This is a genomic window from Streptomyces xanthii (assembly GCF_014621695.1).
Lineage (GTDB): Bacteria > Actinomycetota > Actinomycetes > Streptomycetales > Streptomycetaceae > Streptomyces > Streptomyces xanthii.
Genome location: NZ_CP061281.1, coordinates 2,216,372 through 2,238,119, shown reverse-complemented (window position 1 = coordinate 2,238,119; position 21,748 = coordinate 2,216,372). Strand labels below are relative to the sequence as shown.

General features: G+C 73.1%; 16 protein-coding genes. 11 read left to right on the top strand and 5 right to left on the bottom strand.

From position 1 onward, the window contains the following. Positions 1–98 precede the first annotated feature (98 nt). The 3 genes from IAG42_RS10095 to IAG42_RS10085 all read left to right on the top strand — a co-directional run bounded on the left by IAG42_RS10095 (position 99) and on the right by IAG42_RS10085 (position 4,433). On the top strand, positions 99–1,097 hold the full coding sequence (locus IAG42_RS10095; protein ID WP_188336686.1) for a DUF2891 domain-containing protein: 999 nt from the start codon (positions 99–101) through the stop codon (positions 1,095–1,097). A gap of 292 nt (positions 1,098–1,389) precedes the next feature. Continuing rightward, on the top strand, positions 1,390–3,021 hold the full coding sequence (gene cimA, locus IAG42_RS10090; RefSeq protein ID WP_188336685.1) for a citramalate synthase: 1,632 nt from the start codon (positions 1,390–1,392) through the stop codon (positions 3,019–3,021). Between the two features lie 71 nt (positions 3,022–3,092). Next, positions 3,093–4,433: a hypothetical protein gene (locus IAG42_RS10085; protein ID WP_188336684.1), complete on the top strand. Its 1,341-nt coding sequence runs from the start codon at positions 3,093–3,095 to the stop codon at positions 4,431–4,433. Here the strand turns inward: IAG42_RS10085 and qcrB are convergent. The 3 genes from qcrB to IAG42_RS10070 form a co-directional block, all read right to left on the bottom strand. After that, positions 4,326–6,059: a cytochrome bc1 complex cytochrome b subunit gene (qcrB, locus tag IAG42_RS10080; protein WP_188336683.1), complete on the bottom strand. Its 1,734-nt coding sequence runs from the start codon at positions 6,057–6,059 to the stop codon at positions 4,326–4,328. The two genes, IAG42_RS10085 and qcrB, sit on opposite strands and share 108 nt — an antisense overlap. An 84-nt stretch (positions 6,060–6,143) precedes the next feature. Next, positions 6,144–6,608 carry a GNAT family N-acetyltransferase gene (locus IAG42_RS10075; protein ID WP_223205927.1) on the bottom strand — a complete coding sequence of 155 codons (465 nt, stop codon included), beginning with the start codon at positions 6,606–6,608 and terminating at the stop codon, positions 6,144–6,146. A 27-nt stretch (positions 6,609–6,635) separates the two neighbouring features. Beyond that, a complete protein-coding gene (locus tag IAG42_RS10070) occupies positions 6,636–8,003 on the bottom strand; it encodes an oxidoreductase (RefSeq protein ID WP_188336681.1) in 1,368 nt (455 codons plus the stop codon). Positions 8,004–8,261: 258 nt separating this feature from the next. On the opposite strand from IAG42_RS10070, the gene IAG42_RS10065 reads away from it, so the two are divergent. The 5 genes from IAG42_RS10065 to IAG42_RS10045 all read left to right on the top strand — a co-directional run bounded on the left by IAG42_RS10065 (position 8,262) and on the right by IAG42_RS10045 (position 12,952). Continuing rightward, positions 8,262–8,396, top strand: a complete 135-nt coding sequence (locus IAG42_RS10065; protein WP_188336680.1) for a keywimysin-related RiPP — start codon at positions 8,262–8,264, stop codon at positions 8,394–8,396. A gap of 59 nt (positions 8,397–8,455) precedes the next feature. Beyond that, the gene (locus IAG42_RS10060) at positions 8,456–10,381 is read left to right on the top strand and encodes an asparagine synthase-related protein (RefSeq protein ID WP_223205926.1); all 1,926 of its coding nucleotides are present in this window, start codon (positions 8,456–8,458) and stop codon (positions 10,379–10,381) included. Beyond that, on the top strand, positions 10,378–10,629 hold the full coding sequence (locus IAG42_RS10055; protein ID WP_188336678.1) for a lasso peptide biosynthesis PqqD family chaperone: 252 nt from the start codon (positions 10,378–10,380) through the stop codon (positions 10,627–10,629). The genes IAG42_RS10060 and IAG42_RS10055 overlap by 4 nt, the downstream gene beginning before the upstream one ends. Then, positions 10,626–11,039, top strand: a complete 414-nt coding sequence (locus IAG42_RS10050; protein ID WP_188336677.1) for a lasso peptide biosynthesis B2 protein — start codon at positions 10,626–10,628, stop codon at positions 11,037–11,039. Before IAG42_RS10055 ends, IAG42_RS10050 begins: the two co-directional genes overlap by 4 nt. A 140-nt stretch (positions 11,040–11,179) precedes the next feature. Beyond that, positions 11,180–12,952 carry an ABC transporter ATP-binding protein gene (locus tag IAG42_RS10045; RefSeq protein ID WP_188336676.1) on the top strand — a complete coding sequence of 591 codons (1,773 nt, stop codon included), beginning with the start codon at positions 11,180–11,182 and terminating at the stop codon, positions 12,950–12,952. Between the two features lie 11 nt (positions 12,953–12,963). Here the strand turns inward: IAG42_RS10045 and IAG42_RS10040 are convergent, their stop codons facing one another. Then, positions 12,964–13,575 (bottom strand): YceI family protein, encoded by a 612-nt coding sequence (locus IAG42_RS10040; protein ID WP_188336675.1) that lies wholly within the window; start codon positions 13,573–13,575, stop codon positions 12,964–12,966. A gap of 287 nt (positions 13,576–13,862) precedes the next feature. On the opposite strand from IAG42_RS10040, the gene IAG42_RS10035 reads away from it, so the two are divergent. Continuing rightward, positions 13,863–17,699 (top strand): endo-alpha-N-acetylgalactosaminidase family protein, encoded by a 3,837-nt coding sequence (locus tag IAG42_RS10035; RefSeq protein WP_188336674.1) that lies wholly within the window; start codon positions 13,863–13,865, stop codon positions 17,697–17,699. A gap of 47 nt (positions 17,700–17,746) precedes the next feature. Here the strand turns inward: IAG42_RS10035 and IAG42_RS10030 are convergent, their stop codons facing one another. Beyond that, entirely contained in the window at positions 17,747–18,043 is a 297-nt protein-coding gene (locus IAG42_RS10030; RefSeq protein ID WP_188336673.1) for a trypco2 family protein, read from the bottom strand. 87 nt (positions 18,044–18,130) lie between these two features. On the opposite strand from IAG42_RS10030, the gene IAG42_RS10025 reads away from it, so the two are divergent. Further along, entirely contained in the window at positions 18,131–19,450 is a 1,320-nt protein-coding gene (locus IAG42_RS10025; RefSeq protein ID WP_188336672.1) for a S1 family peptidase, read from the top strand. Beyond that, on the top strand, positions 19,447–21,744 hold the full coding sequence (locus IAG42_RS10020; protein ID WP_188336671.1) for a tetratricopeptide repeat protein: 2,298 nt from the start codon (positions 19,447–19,449) through the stop codon (positions 21,742–21,744). The genes IAG42_RS10025 and IAG42_RS10020 overlap by 4 nt, the downstream gene beginning before the upstream one ends. The last annotated feature ends 4 nt before the right edge of the window (positions 21,745–21,748 follow it).

Here is a 21,748-nt window from a genome sequence, read left to right as displayed (position 1 = left end):
GGGGCGCGGGGAACTGCGCGAGAAGCCCCCACCGGGCCGCACCCGGCAATGAGACAACACCCCGCAGACGAGGACCCGTCACCCCGAGAGGACACCCCATGCTCACGCCGGAGGCAACCGCCCGGCTGGCCACCGCCAACATCACGCGCGAGTACCCCAACTTCCCGGCCCATCTGGTCGCGGCCGCCACGGAAGACACCACCCCCCGCACCCTCCACCCCGCCTTCTACGGCGCCTACGACTGGCACTCGGCCGTGCACATGCACTGGCTCCTCGTCCGCCTCCACACCAGGGACGAACTCCCCGCCGGCGCCGACCTGAGCGCCCTCGACGACCACCTGACCCCCGAGCACCTCCGGACCGAGGCCGACTACCTCCTCGCGCACCCCGGGTTCGAGCGCCCCTACGGCTGGGCCTGGCTGACCGCGCTGGCCGCCGAGTGCCGCGGCACCCGCTGGGCGGACGCGTTCGCCCCGGCCGTCACCGCCGTGGAGCGGCTCCTCACGGACTGGCTCGGCAAGGCCACGTACCCCGTGCGGCACGGCATCCACACCAACAGCGCGTTCTCGCTCGGCCTGATCCTCGACACGGGCGCGGCCGCGGGCCTCGCCGACGCCACCCTGGAGGCCGTACGGGACCGGCTGCGCGACTGGTTCGCCGGGGACCACGACGCGCCGGCCCACTGGGAGCCCTCGGGCCAGGACTTCCTGTCGCCCGCGCTGAGCGAGGCGGACGCGATGCGCCGGGTGCTCGGGCCCGCCGAGTTCGCCGCGTGGTTCGACCGGTTCCTGCCGGGGCTCGGCGCGGGCGCACCCTGCCCGCTGCTCGACGTACCCGTGGTCTCCGACCCCACCGACCCGCACATCGGCCATCTGCTCGGCCTCGCGCTGTCCCGTGCCGCCGCCCTGCGCGGCATCGCGGCGGCGCTGCCCGAGGGGAAGGCCCACGCCCGGCTCGCCGAGGCCGCCGACGCCCACCTCGCCGCGGGCCTGCCCGCCGTCGAGCGCGGCGACTTCGCGACGGACCACTGGCTGGCCACGTTCGCCGAACTGGCCAGGGACCGAAACGCCGAGACGTCTGAAAACCGGGACATCTGACCGCATCGTGAGACCACGGCCCGGGCCCCGCCTGGGCTGTGGCAGACTGCCGCCGTGCTCTCGTTCGCCATGATTATTGGCAGCAGGCGCGCCGGTCCGCAGTGACCGCCTCGTACGACCCGGTACGGGCGGACACCGTCGTCCTCGACCCGCGCGCAGACCTCTCGCACCCGCGAGAGGTTTTTCTGTTTCTGGCCCACACCCAGCCAGGCGGAGAGCGCGAGGGATCATAGATGGACGGTGGAGCCGGTCATTCCGGTAGACCGAGATCCCATACAGGAGCCAGATCAGCATGAGCAGCAGCCCGAGCGAACACGCCGGCGAGTCCGCCGGTGAACTCGACGATTCCTTCCACGTCTTCGACACGACGCTGCGCGACGGCGCGCAGCGCGAGGGCATCAACCTCACCGTCGCGGACAAGCTGACCATCGCGCGACACCTGGACGACTTCGGTGTGGGCTTCATCGAGGGCGGCTGGCCGGGTGCCAACCCGCGGGACACGGAGTTCTTCGCCCGCGCCCAGAAAGAGATCACGTTCAAGCACGCCCAGCTCGTCGCCTTCGGCTCCACCCGCCGCGCGAACGCCAAGGCGAGCGAGGACCCCCAGGTGCGGGCCCTCCTCGAGTCCGGCGCCCCGGTGATCACACTCGTCGCCAAGTCGCACGACCGGCACGTCGAGCTGGCCCTGCGCACCACGCTGGAAGAGAACCTGGAGATGGTCCGCGACACCGTCTCCTACCTCGTCGAGCAGGGCCGCCGCGTCTTCGTCGACTGCGAGCACTTCTTCGACGGCTACCGCGCCAACGCCGAGTACGCCAAGTCCGTCGTACGGGTCGCCCACGAGGCCGGCGCGGCCGTCGTCGTCCTGTGCGACACCAACGGCGGCATGCTGCCCGCCCAGGTCCAGGCGATCACCCACACCGTCCTCGACGACACCGGCGCCCGCCTCGGCATCCACGCCCAGGACGACACCGGCTGCGCCGTCGCCAACACGCTGGCCGCCGTCGACGCCGGCGCCACCCACGTGCAGTGCACCGCCAACGGCTACGGCGAGCGGGTCGGCAACTCCAACCTCTTCCCGGTCGTCGCCGCCCTGGAGCTCAAGTACGGCAAGAAGGTCCTGCCCGAGGGCGCGCTGCGCGAGATGACCCGGATCTCGCACGCCATCGCCGAGGTCGTGAACCTCACCCCCTCCACGCACCAGCCCTACGTCGGCGTCTCCGCGTTCGCCCACAAGGCCGGGCTCCACGCCTCCGCGATCAAGGTCGACCCGGACCTCTACCAGCACATCGACCCCGAGCTGGTCGGCAACCGCATCCGCATGCTCGTCTCCGACATGGCCGGGCGCGCCTCCATCGAGCTCAAGGGCAAGGAGCTGGGCGTCGACATCTCCGACGACCGCGAGCTCGTCGGCCGCGTCGTCGAGCGCGTCAAGGAGCGCGAGCTCCAGGGCTACACGTACGAGGCCGCCGACGCCTCCTTCGAACTCCTGCTGCGCGAGGAGGCCGAGGGCCGGGCCCGCCGCTACTTCCGTGTCGAGTCCTGGCGCGCCATCGTCGAGGACCGCCCCGACGGCAGCCACGCCAACGAGGCGACCGTGAAGCTGTGGGCCAAGGGCGAGCGCATCGTCGCCACCGCCGAGGGCAACGGCCCGGTCAACGCCCTGGACCGCGCCCTGCGCGTCGGCCTGGAGCGCATCTACCCGCAGCTCGCCAAGCTGGAGCTCGTGGACTACAAGGTCCGCATCCTGGAGGGCAAGCACGGCACCGAGTCCACGACCCGCGTCCTGATCACCACCACGGACGGCGCCGGCGAGTGGTCCACGGTCGGCGTCGCCGACAACGTGATCGCCGCCTCGTGGGGCTCCCTGGAGGACGCGTACACGTACGGTCTGCTGCGCGCCGGCGTCGAGCCCGTCGAGTAGTCGCACCGGCTGTCGCACAGGCGTCGGGGCCTCAGCCCTCGCACGTGGCCCGATTGGGTTAGCGTCGAGGTATGAGGCCCTTCGCAGCGGCCCTCGCCGCCACCTTCCTCGCCCTCGGGGCGACGCTCGCCGTGGCGCCCACGGCGACCGCAGCGAGCGACGTCTCCACGGTGGCCGACGCCCTGGAGAAGGGGCCCGTCTACGTGGACCCGGCGGCCTCCGGCACTCTGAGCAAGGCCGACGTCGACCGGCTGACCACCCGCATCAAGGACGCCGACAAGCCGGTGATGGTGGCCGTGCTGCCCGCCGGCTTCCCGAAGCAGGACCTGTTCACGGACCTGCGTACGAAGACCGGGATCGTCGGCGTGTACGGGGTCCGGCTCGGCGGCGCCTTCGACGCCCGCGCCGACCACCAGGTCATGTCCAACGAAGCCGTACGTCATCTGACCGGGAGCGTGCAGGGCGAGCAACCTGCCGCGAAGCAGCTGGACGACTTCGTGGACGGCGCCGTCCGCACCGCCACCGGATCCGCGCCCGACTCCTGGGCCGCGGGCGGGGACGACGGGGTGTCGGCCGGGGCCCTGATCGGCGTCGGCGCGGTCGTCGTGGCCGGCGGCGCGGGCGTCTACGCGGTGACCCGGCGCAACCGCAGGCGCCGCGAGCAGGAGCGCCGCGAGGCCCTGGACAAGCTCCGGGTCGTCGTCGACGAGGACATCACGGCCTTCGGCGAGGAACTGGACCGGCTCGACTTCCACCCGGCCGAGGCGGGCGCCGACGACGCGATGCGCGCCGACTACGAGCGCGGCCTGGACGCGTACGAGAAGGCCAAGCAGTTCATGGCCGCCGCCCAGCGCCCCGAGGACGTGCGCGCGGTGACCCAGACCCTGGAGGACGGCCGCTTCTCGCTCGCCCAGCTCGCCGCCCGCCGTGAGGGCCGCCCGCTGCCCGAGCGCCGCGTCCCCTGCTTCTTCGACCCGCGACACGGCCCCTCCGTCACCGACGCCGAGTGGACCCCGCCCGGCGGCTCGCCCCGCGACGTCCCGGTCTGCGCCGCCGACGCGGCCCGTCTCGCCGACGGCGCCGAACCCCTCGTCCGCACCGTCGACGCGGGCACCGGCGAGCGCCGCCCCTACTACGAAGCGGGCCCGGCCTACGGCCCCTGGGCCGGCGGCTACTTCGGCGGCGGCATGCTCCCCGGCCTCCTCGTCGGCACGATGCTCGGCTCGATGATGGCCAGCCCCGCCTACGCGGCCGACTACGGCTCCGGCTACGGCGACTTCGACCCGGCCGCCGGCGGCGACTACTCAGGAGCCGACTTCTCCTCCGGCGACTTCGGAGACTTCGGAGGCGGCGGCGACTTCGGGGGCGGCGGGGACTTCGGCGGGGGCGGCGACTTCGGCGGCGGCTTCTGAGCCACCGGCCCGCGCACCCGCCTTCGGGATTTGCGACCCCGGTCCGTACATCCACCGCGACAGCGCCACCCGCACCCGTACGGCCCGACGCACCCGGCGTCGTACCCCCTGTTCGTCCTCGGCCGGAGGCGGCTCCAGCGGGGCGGGCTGGTCGTGGTGGGTCAGGCGGAAGCGTTCCGACGGGGAGAGGGGCTCGTGGAGTTCGACGTACTCGCCGTGCGGAAGGCGCCGGACGCGGCCGGTCTCGCGGCCGTGCTCGACCTTGTCGCGGTCGCGGCGCTGGAGGCCCAGGCAGATTCGCTTCGTGACGACGAAGGCGAGCACCGGGCCGGCGAGCAGGAGGACGCGCGCAGTCCAGGTGATGGTGTTCACCGAGAGGTGGAAGTGCGTGGCCCACAGGTCGTTGCCGCCGGCGGCGAGCGCCACCAGGAAGCCGGTCAGCCAGGCCACGCCCAGGCCGGTGCGGACCGGACGGTTCCGGGGCCGGTCCAGGAGATGGTGCTCGCGCCGGTCGCCGGTGATCCACGCCTCGAAGAACGGATAGGCTCCGATCAGGACCAGCCACAGCGGGAAGGCGAGCAGCGGGATCAGGATGCCGAGGACCAGCGTGTGACCGCCCACGGTGATCTCCCAGCCGGGCATCACCCGGACCAGGCCCTCCGCGAAGCCGAGGTACCAGTCGGGCTGCGCGCCCGTGGACACCTGGTCGGGTCGGTAGGGGCCGTACAACCAGACCGGGTTGACCGAGGCGACCGCCGCGATCAGCGCCACGACGCCGAACACGAGGAAGAAGAAGCCGCCCGCCTTCGCCACGTAGACGGGGAAGAACGGCTGGCCCACGACGTTCTGTTCGGTCTTTCCGGGGCCCGCGAACTGGGTGTGCTTGTGGTGGAAGACCAGGATCAGGTGGAGGACGACGAGCGCCGCCATGACGCCCGGCAGCAGCAGGACGTGGATCGAGTAGAAGCGGGCCACGATGTCGTGCCCGGGGAACTCGCCGCCGAAGAGGAAGAACGACAGATACGTGCCGACGACCGGCACGGACAGGGTCATCCCCTCGATGAGCCGCATCCCGGCGCCGGACAGCAGGTCGTCCGGCAGCGAGTAGCCGAGCAGTCCCTCGAACAGCGCGAGGAACAGCAGCAGCCAGCCGAACACCCAGTTGACCTCGCGCGGCTTGCGGAACGAGCCGGTGAAGAAGTGCCGCATCATGTGCACGAACATCGCCGCGACGAAGATCAGCGCCGCCCAGTGGTGGATCTGCCGGATCAGCAGCCCGCCCCGCACGTCGAAGCTGATGTCCAGGGTGGAGGAGTACGCCTCCGACATCCGGATGCCGTTCAGCGGCACGTAACTGCCGTGGTACTCCACCTCGTTCATGGACGGGTGGAAGAAGAGGGTCAGATAGACGCCGGTGAGGATCAGGACGACGAAGGTGTAGAGGCAGATCTCGCCCAGCATGAAGGACCAGTGGTCGGGAAAGATCTTCCGCAGGTACTTCCGCCCGAGGCCGTACACCCCGAGCCTGCCGTCCGCCCAGTCGGCGATCCGCTCGCCCGCCCCCGCGTCCCGGACAGTGCTCCTCGTCGTGCTCCCTGTCCTGCTCCCCGTAGTGCTCTCCGTCATGAAGCGCGCCTCCCGTGAGTGCTCACTACGGGGACCGGTGGCGGCCCCCGATTCGTGACATCACGGCGCGCTGTGTGACCCGGTTCACACGGTGGGCCGCCAGGTGTAGCGGACGTCGGGCTCCCGCTCCTCGTTGCGCGCGCCGTCCGTCCACTCGGTGGCCACGAAGCCGTGCCGCTCGTAGAAGGCCCGGGCCCGCGCGTTCACCTGGAACGTCCACAGGTCGAGCCCGTCCGGGCGCAGCTCCTTGGCCAGCGCGAGCAGCCGTCCGCCGAGCCCGCGCCCCTGCCGGTCCGGGTCCACGTACAGCTGGTCGAGCTCGCCGCCGTCGAGCACCAGCAGGCCCGTCACCGCGCCGTCCTCCTCGACGGCCACCCATGTCTCGTGATGTGGCACGACGACGTGCGTGAACCAGCCGCGCACCCCGTCGTCGTCGTGCGCGCGCCGCACGGTCGGCAGCGCGGCGGCGAAGGAGCGCAGCCAGACCTCGGCAGCGGGGAGCGCGTCGGCCGGTTCGGCGCGGCGCAGGGTCGTCGTCTCGGGGTGCAAGCGGGTCCTCCAGGTGGACATGCGGGTTCAGGTGCGATTGAGGGTGCGGGTCACGCCCGCGACGACGGCCGTGGTCAGGATCCAGCCGATCGCGATCATGCCGTACGCCAGGTTCTGCACCCAGGGCCGGTCCCAGTGCCACACGTCCCGCTGCCCCAGTCCGCCGACCGGGATCAGCAGGTCCAGTGCGTAGGCGACGGGCTGGAACGGCGGGCCCTCGCCGGGCTTGTTCGGTACGGGGGTGTGGGCGCGGAAGACGAGGGAGCCGAGCAGGGTGAGCAGGGCCAGCCAGATCCCGGCCAGCCAGGGGCGGTAGCCGTAGCCGACCGTGGCGTCGAGCAGCCCGCCCCAGATCCGCCCGGCGGGCCCCAGCGTCGCGCGCCGCCGCCGCTCCCGCACGAGCAGCACGCGGCGGGCCTCGTCCTCGTGGCCCAATCTCCGGTAGTGGGCGGCCAGTTGCTCGTACGGCTGCGGGACGTACTCCGGCTGGAGGTGCAGCCAGGTCAGGCGGTGGGCGCAGTCCTCGCGCTGAGTGGTCGCCGTCGGCTCCAGCCAGTCGTACGTGAGCCCGTCCAGGTACAGCGGGCCGAGCCAGGTGCGGGGGCGGTCCTGGAGCCGGGTCGCCCGTGCGTTGCGCAGGTTCACGGCGCCCGCCGCCGGCCGGGCCAGACGCAGGTCGAGCGCTTCCATCTGGGCGCCGACACACATCAACGACGCGCCGGCGCCCAGGAGTTCGGCCTCGTGGAACGAGAGCAGGTCGTCGATGCGCGCCCCGCGCAGCCGGATCCGCCCGTCGGCGCGGAACCCCTGGTTCATGCGGACCGTCGACGCCCGCAGCGAGTCCCCGAGGAACGCGATCCCGTCCGGGTCCGGCATGACGATCCGCGCCCCGTGCATCCACAGCCCGCCCGGGATCTCGGCGCCCGGCAGTGCGATCCGCCCGTGCGCGAGGAACCCGTCCTCGCAGAACACCCCGCCCTGCATCACGAGCCCGCCCCCGTTCAGGGCGAGTCCCTCCGGCGACACGAGGTGCGCGCGGTCGAGCCGCAGTCCGCCCGCGATGTGCGCGTGCACCAGGTTCACGGCGCCGCGCCGGTCGCCGCCGTCGATCGTGGATCCGCGCAGGTCGAGCCGGCCCGCGATCTGGGCCGTCGGCGCGTGGAAGCGCGGAAGCGTGCACTCCGTGACCGTGAACGCGAGGGTGCTCGCGCCCTCCAGCGTCAGCGGCCCCTCGAACCGGCACCCCTCGAAGCGGACGAGCCGCCTGATCTCCGCGCCGTCCAGCGCCAGGGCGCCCTCGACGCGGGCGCCGCTCAGTATGTAGGGCTCGGATCCCGCCTCCGGATCGAGGACGGCCCGCCGCACCTCGGCGGCGGTGATGATCGGTTCGGGCACGGGCCGCAGCATCCCATGTCCCGCCCCCTCGCACCCGGCGGTGGCGTGAACCTTCCGTCCGCGGGCCGGCGAAACGCCCCGACTTCCCGCCGCTCATCACCACAAGTCGGACTCCGTCGCGAAACGATCAGGTCATCTCTCTAAAACGATCGCATTGAGTGCATGAATGCTCACGGGCTGGCAATGATCGTCGTGGCGTTCACACGCTGCACACCAATCACATCCGTTACACACACGAACGAGATGGAGGAACGGTCGATGGAGAAGAAGACCGAGATCGCGAAGAAGGGCTACGTCGCTCCGGCGATGGTCAAGCAGGGCGACTTCACCAAGGTGACCGCCGGCTACTTCGTCGGCCCCTACAAGGAGTGGATCGTCCGCCGCATCGTCTGACCCGCCGGTGTGACACCCCGCCGCCGACCGAGCAGGACCGCCGCCCAGGAGAGGTGAAGATGCCGCCCGCCCGCCCCGTACAGCCGCCCCATGCGCGCGACTGCTTCGTCGTCCTCCCGGACACCCCGGAGGGGCAGGCGACGGCCGGGCGACTGACGGCGTCCGTCACCGCTCCCGGCGGCAGCCACGCACCGTCGGCGGACGACGACGTGGCCTGGCAGGTGTTCCCGTATCCCTCGGGCCGCCCCTGGGTCATCGTCCGCTCCCGGCTGCGTCGCGTCAGCGGCGCGGTGCGGGGAGCGGACGCCGTCCTCGTCATCGGCCCCGCCCCCGTCGAAGGACTCGCCGAGGAGCTCCGCGCGGGCCGCGACGGCGCGGGACTGCACCACCGCCTGGCCCGCCGCCTGCCCGGCGTGCACCACGTCATCTCCCGTACAGGGGACGAGACATGGGTGCGCGGCACCGCGTCCGGACTGCGCCGGATCCACGCGACCGACGGGCCCTTCCCGCTCGTCTCGGACCGGCCCGCCGTGCTCGCCCACCTCACCGGCGCCGGACTCGACGACACCGCGCTCGCCCTGCGCCTCCTCGACTTCCTGCCCCACCCGCTCAGCGCCCGGCCCGTCTGGCGCGGCCTCACCGAGATCGACCCCGCGCACGCCCTCGTGCTCCGCGCCGACGGCACCCGCGCCACCCGGCGCTGGTGGCACGCGCCGGAAGCCGAACTGCCCATGGCCGAAGGCGCCGCGCGCCTCGGTGACGCGCTCGACCGCTCCGTACGCGCCCATGTGTCCGGCCGCGCCCGCGTCAGCTGCGAACTCTCCGGCGGCTTCGACTCGACCTCTCTCGCGTTCCTCACCCGGCGGGCGGGACCGGCTCACCTGTCCCTGCTGACCGTCGCCTCCCGCGAGAGTCACGCCGAGGACGAGACCTGGGCCCTGCGCGCCGCCGAACTCGCCCGCGCCGAGCGGCCAGACGGCCTCTCCCACGAGATCGTCCCCGGTGACGAGGTGCCCCTCTTCTACGCGGGCGTCAGCGAACAACTCCCCGCCCCCGCCGCCCTCATGGGCGACGAGCCGCTGCCCGTCGCCCCCGCCCGGGCCCGCGCCCGGATGCTCCTCGGGCTCGCCGCGGCGCGCGGCTCCGAGTGCCACATCACCGGGTACGGCGGCGACGAACTGTTCATGGCCCTGCCGACGGTCGCCGGCGACCTGCTGCCCCGGCACCCGCTCGCCGCCTGGAACCGGATCGGCGCCGTACGCCACCAGCTGGGCTGGCCGCTCGCCGCGACCGCCCGCGCCCTCATCGGCCGCGGCTCCTTCCGCGCCTGGCTCGCCGACGCCGTCACCGACGACGTCCTGCCGACCTCCCGCACGCCCCAACTCACCTGGAGCGTGCGCCAGTCGCTGCCGCCCTGGCTCACCGACGACGCCCGCGACCTCGTCCGCGACGCCTTCCGCACGGCCGCCGCCGACGCCGAACCCCTCGCCCCGCGCCCCGGCCGCCACCTCGACCTCGACACCCTCCGCACGGGAGCCCGGCACTTCCAGGCCATGGAGGACTACGGGCTCGGCCTCGGGCTGCCCGTCGCCGCGCCCCTGTACGCCGACCACGTCGTCGAGGCCACCCTCGCCGTACGGCTCACCGACCGGATCGACCCCGCGCGCTACAAGCCGCTGCTCGCCGAGGCCGTGCGCGAGGTCGTGCCGGCTCCGCTGCTCGACCGCACCACCAAGGACCACATGAACAGCGACACCGTCCAGGGCCTGGTCCGGCACGCCGACGAGCTGCGCCGGCTGTGGGAGCCCGGCGCCTCGCGGCTCGTCGGACTCGGCCTCGTCGACCCGGCCCGGCTCGACGCGCTCGCCGCGGACCCGTACTCACCGCTGCACACCCGGTACTCGATCGACTCGACGGTCGCCTGCGAGATGTGGCTGCGCGCGACCGCGATCCCCTCCGCGCACAGAGAGGCGCTCACCCCGTGAAACTCAGGGACGGCATCTCGGTCACCACGACCGACTTCGGGGGCGTGCTCCTCGACCAACGCTCCGGAACGTACTGGCAGTTGAACGAGTCCGGGACGCTCGTCGTCAGCGCGCTCGCCGAAGGGCTCGGGGCGCCCGAGGTCGTCGACCGGCTCGTCGCCGAGTTCGACGTGGAGCGGGAGCGGGCCGAGGCGGACGTCGCCGCGCTGTCCCGGCAGCTCGTCGACGCGCGGATGGCGACGCCGTGAGCACCGAGATGACGATGCCCGGGGGAGGGACGCGCGGGCTGCGGACCCGGGCCGTCGTCGGCGTCGCCCTGCTGGTGGCCCGGCTGCGGCCCGACCGCCTGCGCCGCGTCCTCACGTTCCTCAGCCGTGGGGCGCGGCCCGCGTCCCACGCCACGGCGCTCGCCGCGTACGAGTCCGTCGTGACGACGAGCCGGCGGTGCGCGGGGTGGTACGGGTGCCTGCCGCGCTCGGTCGCCGTCGCCCTGCTGTGCCGTCTGTCGGGGACGTGGCCGGTGTGGCACGCGGGCGTCCGCGCGGCCCCGCCCTTCGCTCCGCACGCCTGGATCGAGGCCGAGGCCCGACTCGTCGGTGAGGCCGCGACCTTGGACGAGTACCGCCCCCTGATGTCGGTGGCCCCCAGCTCCCGCTGACCCCAGAGGGCGCACGAAGTGCGCCTTCAGGGGCGCGGGGCCGCAACGATCAGCGGCGCCGCCGCGTGGGCGCGATCAGCCACGACGCACCGTCACCCACCCACGGACCAGAAGACCTACGGCGCGAGGAGACCGCAAACGTGCCCGCACCGTCCGCCCGCCTCCTCGCCCACGCCCGCCCCCACCTCCGCCCCCTCCTGACCGGAGGTCTCCTCGCGCTGTTCGGGGACGCCGCCGGCCTGGCCATCCCCCTGATGGCCAAGTACGCCGTCCAGGCCTTCGCGGAGGACCGGTCGGCGGCCCCCGCCCTGCTCCTGCTCACCCTGATCGTCGCGGCCGGCGCCGCACTGACCGCGACCGGCACATACCTGATGGCCCGCACCGGCGAGAGCGTCGTGCTCGGAGCCAGGAAACGCCTGGTCGCACGGATGCTGAGGCTCAAGGTCGCGGCCGTCGACCGGCTGACCCCCGGCGACCTCCTCACCCGGGCCACGAGCGACACGACCCTGCTGCGCACCGTCCTGTCCCGCAGCCTCGTCGAGTCCGCGACCGGCGCCCTCACCCTCCTCGGCACCGTGGTCTTCATGGGAGTCATGGACCTGGTGCTGCTCGGAGTCACCCTGCTCGTGCTGACCCTGATCGCGGCAGCGCTCGCGCTGCTGATGCCACGCATCCGCCGCGCGCAGACCCAGGCGCAGGAAGCGGTGGGTGAGATGGGCTCGGCGCTCGACCGGGCGTTGCAGTCGTTCCGCACGGTGAAGGCGAACGGCGCCGAGGAGCGCGAGGAGGCGGCCGTCATCGGGGCGGCCGGGCGGGCGTACGCCAAGGGCCTGACCGTGGCGCGCTGGACCTCGGTGTCGGACGTGTCGACGCTGATGTCGGTGCAGCTCGCGTTCCTGTGCGTGATCGGCGTCGGCGGCGCCCGCGTCGCGTCGGGGGACCTGGACCTGTCGTCGCTGGTCGCGTTCCTGCTGTACCTGTTCTATCTCGTGGGCCCGCTCGGCCAGTTGGCGGAGGGCTGGGTCGGTCTGAACAGCGGTCTGGCGGCGCTCGGCCGCATCGCGGAGATCGAGGACCTGCCGGGCGAGACCATGACCGGCACCCGCCCCGCGGCGCACGCGGCCGTCAAGGCGCGCACCCGGCGCAAGGCGAAGCGCAAGTCCCGCGTCCCGCTGGACGTCACCTTCAAGGACGTGACGTTCGCCTACGACGAGGACCGCGCCCCCGCGCACGACGGCATCACCTTCCACGCCCCGGCCGGCGGCCTCACGGCTCTGGTCGGCCCGTCGGGCGCGGGCAAGTCGACGGTGTTCGCGCTCCTGGAACGGTTCTACGACCACGACGAGGGGACCCTCACGGTCGGCGGCCGCGACATCCGCGACTGGCCGCTCGGCACCCTGCGCGGCGCGCTCGGCTACGTGGAGCAGGACGCTCCCGTCCTCGCCGGCACCCTGCGCGACAATCTCCGCTACGCGGCCCAGGACGCGACGGAGGAAGAACTGGCGGACGCCGTACGGCGCACCCGCCTCGGCGATCTCGTGGCCCGGCTCCCGGACGGCCTGGACACGCCTGTGGGCCACCGGGGCGTGCTGCTCTCCGGCGGCGAACGTCAGCGCGTGGCGATCGCGCGGGCCCTGCTGCGCCGCCCCCGGCTGCTGCTGCTCGACGAGGCGACCGCGAACCTGGACGCGGTCAACGAGCAGTACCTGCGGGAGGTCGTGCGCGACCTCGCCCCGGACACGACGGTCCTGGTGATCGCGCACCGGCTGTCCACGGTCGTGGACGCGGACCGGATCGTCGTCCTGGACGGCGGCCGGGTGCGGGCCCAGGGGACCCATGCCGAACTCGTCGAGAAGGACGCGTTGTACGGCGAGTTGGCGGCCACGCAACTCGTGGCCGCCTCAACTCACTGAAACCGCGGGACTCAGGCGTTCTTGATGGCCGAGATGTCGAAGTTCAGCTTGATCTTGTCCGAGACGAGGACGCCACCGGTCTCCAGCGCCGCGTTCCAGGTCAGACCCCACTCGGAGCGCAGGATCGTGGCCTTGCCCTCGAAGCCGACGCGCTCGTTGCCGAACGGGTCCTTCGCCACGCCGTTGAACTCGAGGTCGATGGTGAGCGGCTTGGTGGTGCCGAGGAGCGAGAGCTCGCCGGTGATGCGGTAGTCGTCGCCGCCCAGGGACTCGGCGGACGTCGAGCGGAACGTCATCGTCGGGAACTCGTCCGTCTTGAAGAAGTCGGAGCTCTTCAGGTGACCGTCACGGTCGGCGTTGCCCGTCTCGATGCTCTCCATCTGCACGTCGAAGGAGGCCGTGGACTTGGACGGGTCCGAGCCGTCCAGGTGGAGCGAGCCCGTGAAGTCGGTGAAGCTGCCCTTCACGTTCGTCACCATGGCGTGGCGCGCGACGAAGCCCAGCGTGGTGTGGGACGGGTCGACCGTGTAGTCGCCGGTCAGCGCGGCGAGGTCCGGACCGGCCGAGGTGGCGGCAGCGGCGGGGGTGGCGGTGGTCTCGTTCTTGCGGCCGAAGATGCCCATGACGTGCTCCTTGGGGACGGGGTGGCACGGTGGTGCCGGAGTGGTTGTTGAAGGTTTAACTTTCAACGTGCTTCGACTGTAGCGCGATTAAGTTCAATGTTCAACATCAGGCGCAACGCATCCCTCCGATTACACCGCGTGAGGCTCCGGCGCGCGCGGCCGGACGCGCGTAGAACCGAGTACCGGCGCCCGGGCTTGGACTTACGGAAGCCAGTTGTTGGACTGCGGGCCCGCCCGGCGGCCCGCGCCGTTGACCCGCCTCCCGGTGCGCGGATACCCAAGGCCTCATGTCCCGAAGATCTCGCGCCACCCACGCCCTGGTCCTGGCGACGGCCCTGAGCATCGCCCTCGCGTCGCCGGCCCTGGCCGTCGAGCCGCCGGACGCGGCCCCCGCCGGCCTCGTCCTCACCTCCTCGCAACTGCGGGTCACTGTGGCCGAGGACTTCCCCCGCGTCCTGTCCTACGAGAACGTGGCCGACGGATCCCGGCTGCTCGGCAGCACCCGGGCCGTCACCGAGGTCACCCTCAACGGCAAGGCCTATCCGGTGCGCCTCGCGGGCGCCCCGAAGACGGAGGGCGCGAGCGCCGCGTACACCCTGGAGTTCCCCGACCTGCCGGGCGTGCAGCTCGACGCCTCGCTCACGGTCGGCGGCCGGGCCACGACCTTCAAGGTCACCGCCGTGCGCGACACCGACGCCTTCCGCGTCGGCACCATCGACATCCCCGGCCACGACCTCGTCTCCGTGGGCAGCGCCGACGGCGGAGCCGCGACCGCCTTCACCAGGCTCGACCCCGACTCGACCCGCACCGCCGACGTCTTCGGCAAGGTCACCGACACCACCCCGGCCGAGACCGCCGCGTCCGGCGCCTCCTACGCCCTGGTCAACACGGGCAAGCTGGCCGCCGCCGTCGAGTCGAACTCCGCGTACGACAAGCCGAGTGGCCCCACGAACGGCGACGACGCCCGCTTCTGGCACCAGGCCCGCAAGGAGAGCGACGGCACCACCCGTGTCGGCGTCTGGTCCGGCCAGTGGACCTACCGCGGCGCCGGAGCCCCGGCCCCCGCCACCGGCGAGAACCTGCCCTGGGCGAAGGTCGTCGTCACGCCCGACGCCAACGGCGACGGCGCGGTCGACTGGCAGGACGGCGCCGTCGCCTTCCGCGGCATCGGCATCACGCCCCAGGGCGCGGACGCGACCGCGGACCGGGTCATCACCCACATCCCGTTCAACTTCGCGAGCCAGGCCCAGCACCCGTTCCTGCGCACACTCGACGACGTCAAGCGGATCGGGCTCGCCACCGACGACCTCGGCCAGTTCGCGATGCTCAAGGGCTACCAGTCCGAGGGGCACGACTCCGCCCACCCCGACTACGGCGGCAACACCAACAAGCGGGCCGGCGGCCTCAAGGACCTCAACACCCTGCTCAAGGCGGGCAAGAAATACGGCGCCGAGTTCGGCGTGCACGTCAACGCCACCGAGGCCTACCCCGTCGCGCGGCACTTCGGCGACCAGCTGGTCGACCCCAAGAAGCCCGGCTGGAACTGGCTCGACCAGAGCTACTACATCGACCAGCGCCGCGACATCAACAGCGGTGACCTCGCCGCCCGCTTCAAGCAGCTGCGCGACGAGACCGACAAGAACCTCACCACGGTCTACGTCGACGTCTACTACACGCACGGCTGGATCGCCGAGAAGACCGCCGAGGCCATCAACGGCCAGGGCTGGAACCTCGCCACCGAGTGGGCCGACAAGTTCGAGCGGCAGTCCGTCTGGTCCCACTGGGCCAACGACCTCGACTACGGCGGCGCCACCAACAAGGGCCTCAACTCGAAGATCATCCGGTTCATCCGCAACAGCGAGAAGGACGTCTGGAACAACGACCCGGTGCTCGGCCAGAGCGCCCTGGTCGACTTCGAGGGCTGGACCGGCGAGAACGACTGGAACGACTTCTACGCCAACGTCTGGCAGCGCGACCTGCCCGCCAAGTTCCTCCAGCACCAGAAGATCACCCGCTGGGACGGCAACGACATCACCTTCACCGGCGGACTGCGCGCCGCCGTCGAGGACGGCAGGCGCACCTTCTACGACCACGGCCGCAAGGTCCTCGACGGGGACCGCTACCTGCTGCCCTGGGCCGCGAAGGACGGCGGCACGAAGCTGTACCACTACAGCAAGCAGGGCGGCACCAGCACCTGGACCGTGCCCCGCGGCAGCTACACCGTCCACAAGCTCACCGACAACGGGCGCGTGAAGACCGGCACCGTCCGCACCGACGCCGACGGGAGGATCACGCTCGACGCCGAGGCCGGACAGCCGTACGTCCTCTACCCGGACGGCGCCACCCCTGCCGCCGGCGACCCCGCCTGGGGCGAGGGCACCGGCCTGAAGGACCCCGGCTTCAACGACGCGCGGCTCACCGGCTGGGACGAGGAAGGCGCCGTCACCCGCCACACCGACGACCACGGCCGCAACAGCGCCCGCCTCACCGGCAAGCCCGAGGCCGGCCTCGCCCAGCGCCTGACCGGCCTCGAACCCGGCCAGCGGTACACCGCCTCCGCCTGGATCGAGGTCGCCCCCGGCGCCGGCCGGCACACCACGCTCTCGATCGCGGGCGAGTCCGCGTCCGTGGACCGCTCCACGCTGCCCAACACCATGGCGGCCAGCGACTGGAGCGGCACGAACATGCAGCGGGTGAAGGTGAACTTCACGGCGCCCGCGAGCGGTTCGGCCGTCCTGAAGATCCACGCCGCGGCCGACGCCCAGGGCACCGCCGTCCGCGCCGACGACGTCCGCGTCGTCCGCAACGCGCCCGCCACACAGGCCGGCACCGTCGTCCACGAGGACTTCGAGGACGTCGACCAGGGCTGGGGCCCCTTCGACAAGGGCGACGCGGGCGGCACCACCGACCCGCGCACCCACATCGCCCAGAAGCACGCCCCGTACACCCAGGCCGGCTGGAACGGAAAGCTCGTCGACGACGTCATCGAGGGCGGCGAATCCCTCAAGTCCCACGAGGAGAACGACGGCGTCGTCTACCGCACCTCACCCGCGACCGTCCCCCTGAAGGACGGCCACACCTACAAGGTCGACTTCGCCTACCAGTCCAGCCACGCCGACGCCTACCAGTGGGTCAGCGGCTACGACCGCGGCGAGGACGCCGTCGAGACCGCCGCCGTCCCCCTCGGACAGCAGCGAACCACCGGCCGCTTCAGCACCACCGTCACCGCCGGCTGCGGCGACACCTGGACGGGCCTGCGCAAGCTGCCCTCGGCCCCCGACGGCGCCGACTTCGTCCTCGACGACTTCACCGTGACCGACCTCGGCCCGGCGAAGGAGCAGGCCGCCTGCGCCACGCTCGACCTCGCCGCGGCGGGAACCCTGGAGCCCGGACAGCCCAACAAGGTCACCGCCACCTTCACCAACCACGAGGCCGAGCAGATCCAGGGCGCGACCGTCACCCTCGGCCTGCCCGAGGGCTGGAAGGCCGAGCCCACCGGGCCCGTCGCCCTCGACCCGGTGGCCCCCGGCACGAAGACCACCGCCACCTGGCAGGTCACCCCGCCCGCCGACGCCCCGTACGAGCCGTACCGGCTGACCGCGAAGGCCGCGTACCAGGTCGCCGGCACCGACCGGGCGCTCGACGCGGTCGCCTCCGTACGGACCCTGCCGCCGCCGCCCACCACCGACACCTACGCCAGCGACCTCGACTGGACCAGCGCAGAGAACGGCTGGGGCCCGGTCGAGAAGGACCTGTCCAACGGTGAGCAGGGCCAGGGCGACGGCACCCCGCTCAGGATCGGCGGCGTCACCTACGCGAAGGGGCTCGGCACCCATGCCCCCGCCAAGGTCCGGTACTACCTCGGCGGACAGTGCGCCTCCCTCACCGCGCAGGTCGGTGTCGACGACGTGCAGACCACCCGCGGCACCGTGCAGTTCTCGGTCCTGGCCGACGGCACGGAGAAGGTGAAGTCGCCCGTCCTCAAGGCGAGCGACAGCGCCTGGTCGCTCACCGCCGACGTCAGCGGCGCCAAGTACGTCGACCTCGTCGTCGGGGACGGCGGCGACGGCAACGGCAACGACCACGCCGACTGGGGCGAGGCCCGCTTCCACTGCGGAAGCTGAGCCCTCCCGGCGCGGGGGACCGGACGGCGGGACTTTGCGGACACGGCCTAGCGGCCCACCGTCCGCTCCCGGCCGTCCGGACCCGGCGCCGGCTTCAGATCCACCTGCACCCGGTGCACCGCGTCATGGCTCACACCGCCGCCGAGCCGCGCCTCCACCACCCCGAGCTTCAGCGCCGCGCCCGCGTCCCCGGCCCGGTGGAACTGCACGGAGAACTCCACGCTCACCTGCCCCACCGTGAACTTCCAGTCGCTGCCCGCGCCCTCCCGCTGCGCCTGCGCGAGCTCCTTGCGCAGCGCCGCGATCGCCTGCGCGAGACCGATCGGCTCCGGCTGATCACTCATCAAGTCCGCCTTTCTGTACGGCACTTGGCTGATGAAGGCGTGTCACGAGTCTAGTGCGGACGCCCCCTGGTGCGTAGCGTGAAGACGATGGCTGAGTTGGCTGCGGACTGGCGGGTGCGCCTGCGGTCGGGGGACGCGGCGGGCGCCTTACTGGGCGCCGGGGTCCTCGTCGACGCGCGCACCGTGCTCACCTGCGCGCACGTCGTCACCCGCCCGGACGCCGCGCTCTGGGCCGAATTCCCCGAGAACCCCGCCCTGCCCTCCGTCGCCGCCCGCGTCCTGGACGACGGCTGGGTGGACGACCGGCACACCGACCCCAGCCGCGACCTCGCCGTCCTGCGCCTGGACAGCCCGCGCCCCGAGGCCCGGCCCGCCCGGCTGTCCACCACGATCCCCGCCGGACTCCCCGTCCGGGCGACCGGCTACGCCGAGCGCTTCGACGACGGCATGACCCTCACCGGCTCCGTCGCCGGGCTGCGCGGCGCCCTCGTCCAGATCGACGCCCGCCACCGCAGGGAAGTCGTCCGCGAGGGGTTCAGCGGCGCCGGCGCCTGGACCGTGTCCCCGGACGGCGACCCCGTCGTCGTCGGCCTCGTCGTCAGCTGGCGCGGCGACCTCGACGAGCCACTCCCCGAGGACAACATCCTCGCGTTCTCCTACCTCATCCCCGTCACACGCATCGCCGAACTCGCGCCCCCCGTACGGGAACTGGCCGCGCCCGACGCCTGGGACCCCGCCTTCGACCGACGCACCCGCGCCTGGCTGGGCGACCCCGGCGCCGCCCCCGTCAAGATCAGCGTCGTCGCCCAGGACGGCGGCCGCGCCCGCACCCTGCACCACCTCGCACACCTCGCCGACCTCGTGCACCGGCCCGCCGAGGCCTCCCGCGAACGGCTCGTCGAACGGCTGCTCGGCCGCGCCCTCACCTTCGCCCCGGGACAGTGGCCCGCCACCCGCGCCTGGCTGCTCGGCGACGGCCCGGCCCCCGCCGCCCCACCCGAAGGGCACGCCCGGGTACTGCTCGTGGACGCCGTCGACGACGCCCACGACCCCGCCCGGCTCGCCCTGCTGCTCGGCCGGCTCGCCGCGTGCGGACTGCGGCTCCTGCTCGTCTTCCGTGACAGCGAGGCGCCGGGCTGGCCGGAGGTCCGCGACCACGTCCTCGAACCGGCCCTCCTCACCCACGCCGACCACCTCCTGACCCGAGCGAAAGAGAGGGAGGCCCGACTCGCCCGGGAGACCGGAGTCCTCGACCCGGCCTCGCTCCCGCACCACACCGCCACGGTCGAACCCCTGATCCTGCGCCGCCGCTCCCTCACGACGATCACCGACCCCGGAACCCGCCTGGCCGCCCTGCGCTCCCTGGTCACCGACCTCCAGTCGGCCCACCCGGGAGGCCCCGCATGAGCCCGCGCCCGTGCCCGCACCGGCGGCTCACCGGGGCCGGCTGTCCCGGGAGCGTGTGCGCCACCGGGTACTGCGGTCACTGCGGGCGCCGGCCCGACGCGCCCGCCCTGCCCTCCCTGGGCGCGCCCCCGTACGGCCCCGACGCGCTGCTCCGGCTCCCCGTGCGCCGCCCGCGCTCGCCCGAGGAACGGCTCGCCGACGGCGCGCACATCGCCGAACAGGCGCAGCGCTGCCGCGCCCCAGACTGCGGCGCCACCATCCCCGTGCTCGACGGACGGCCCGACCGGCAGTACTGCCCGGAGTGCGGCACCGCACAGGCCATGCGGCCCGAGTTCGGAGCGGGCGACACCGTCGGCGGGCAGTACCTGATCAAGGGGCCGGTCGCGCGCGGCGGCCAGGGCTGGGTGTACCTCGCCGAGGACACCCACCTCGACGACCTCGTCGCCGTCAAGACCCTCCGCGACCGCTACGGCCAGGACAGCGCCGCCCTCGCCGACCTCGAACGCCGCACCCTCATCGCCACCCGCCACCCGAACATCGTGCAGATCCGCGACTTCCTGCCCTCCGAGGAACTCACCGGCGGCCACATCGTCATGGAGGACGTCGGCGACCACACCCTCCAGTCCGTCGTCGACGCCGTCCGCCGGGGCCGCGAGACCCTCGACATCGAACACGTCGCCGCCTACGGCATCCAGCTCCTCGGCGCCCTCGCCCACCTGCACGACCGGGACAGCTTCTACGGCGACATGAAGCCGTCGAACGTCGTCCACGTCGGCGACCGCGTCAAGGTCATCGACCTCGGCGGCGTCCGCGAGGCCGGCCGCACCGAACCGGCCCTGCACGTCACCCCCGGCTTCCACGCCCCCGAACTCGGCGGCGAACTCACCCTCGCCAACGACCTCCACACCGTCGGCGTGACCCTGCGCGTCCTCGCCGCCCAGGCCGTCCGCGACGACGTCCCCGGACTCGGCGCCACCTCCTTCGACGGCGTCGTCGCCCGCGCCACCCGGACCGTCGCCGAGGGCACCCGGTTCCGCGACGCCCGAGAAATGGCCGACCAACTGCGCGGCGCGCTCCGGGAGATCAGAGCCCTGCGCGGCAAGGCCGCCACCCCCGAACCGTCCGTCGCCTTCGACCCCTCGCCCGAGTGGCTCGGCGAACGGCTCGGCGACGTACCCACCACCGAGACCCTCGCCCGCCGCCGCCCCGGCCGCCCCCGCAGCGGCGCGCCACCCCTGCTCCACCCGCTCGACCCCGGCCGGCCCACCCCCGTCGAGATCGCGCGCCGGCTCCCCGTGCCCAAACGGTTCGTCGACGACAAGCGCACCCCGAACTTCGGCGTCAGCGGCGGCTACGCCCCCACGACCCGGCTCGGCCAGGACCCCGACAAGGAACGCTCCGCCGAGATCTGCCTGCACAACATCCGCGTCGCCCTCGGCACCGGCCCCGCCCCCGACCTCACGGGCGCCGAGGCCGACCTGGCCGAGGCCGAGGCCATCCCGGGCCCCGAGGACGTCCGCCGCTGGCGCCTCGAATGGCACCGCGGCCTCATCGCCCTCGCCCGCTTCGGCACCGACGGCCGCCACCCCGACCTCGCACTGGCCCGCACCTCCTTCGAACGGGTCCGCGCCGACCTCCCCGGCGACTACGCTCCCAAACTCGCCCTCGCCTACGTCCACGAATGCGCCGCCCACACCGGCGGCCCGGATGCGGCCGCCGCCCGCGCCACCGCCCGCGACCTCTTCCACGCCGTCCACCTGCGCAACCCCGCGCACTGCGGCGCCGCCCTGGGCCTGGCCCGGCTCGCCCTCGACGCCCGCGACCGCGCCGGCGCCCTCGCCGCCCTGGACCGCGTCCCGCCCGGCACCCGGGGCCGCGCCCTCGCCCGGCGCGCCGCCACCCGCATCGGCGCCGCGTGCCTGGGCCCCGAACCCGGCGACCTCCCCGCCCCCGGAGCCGCCGCGGCCGTCCTCGCCGCCCAGGAGGCCGACCGCGCCCTCCCGCCCCAGGAACGCGAACTCCACCTCTCCACCGGCGACGAACTGCGCCTGCGCATCGAGGTCACCGAATGGCAGCTCGCCGCGCTCCACCTCACCCACGGCGCCACCGGCGACCCCACGGCCCGCGCCCTCCTGCGTTCCTGGCGCCGCCCCGTACCGCCCACCCCCGCCCACGAGGTCCGCGCCCGACTGGCCGACGACTACCTCGAACTCGCGGCCGACACCCCCGACGAGGACCTCAGCGAATCCCTCGTCGAACACGCCCACGCCGTCCGCCCGCTGACCCTCCGATGACGCC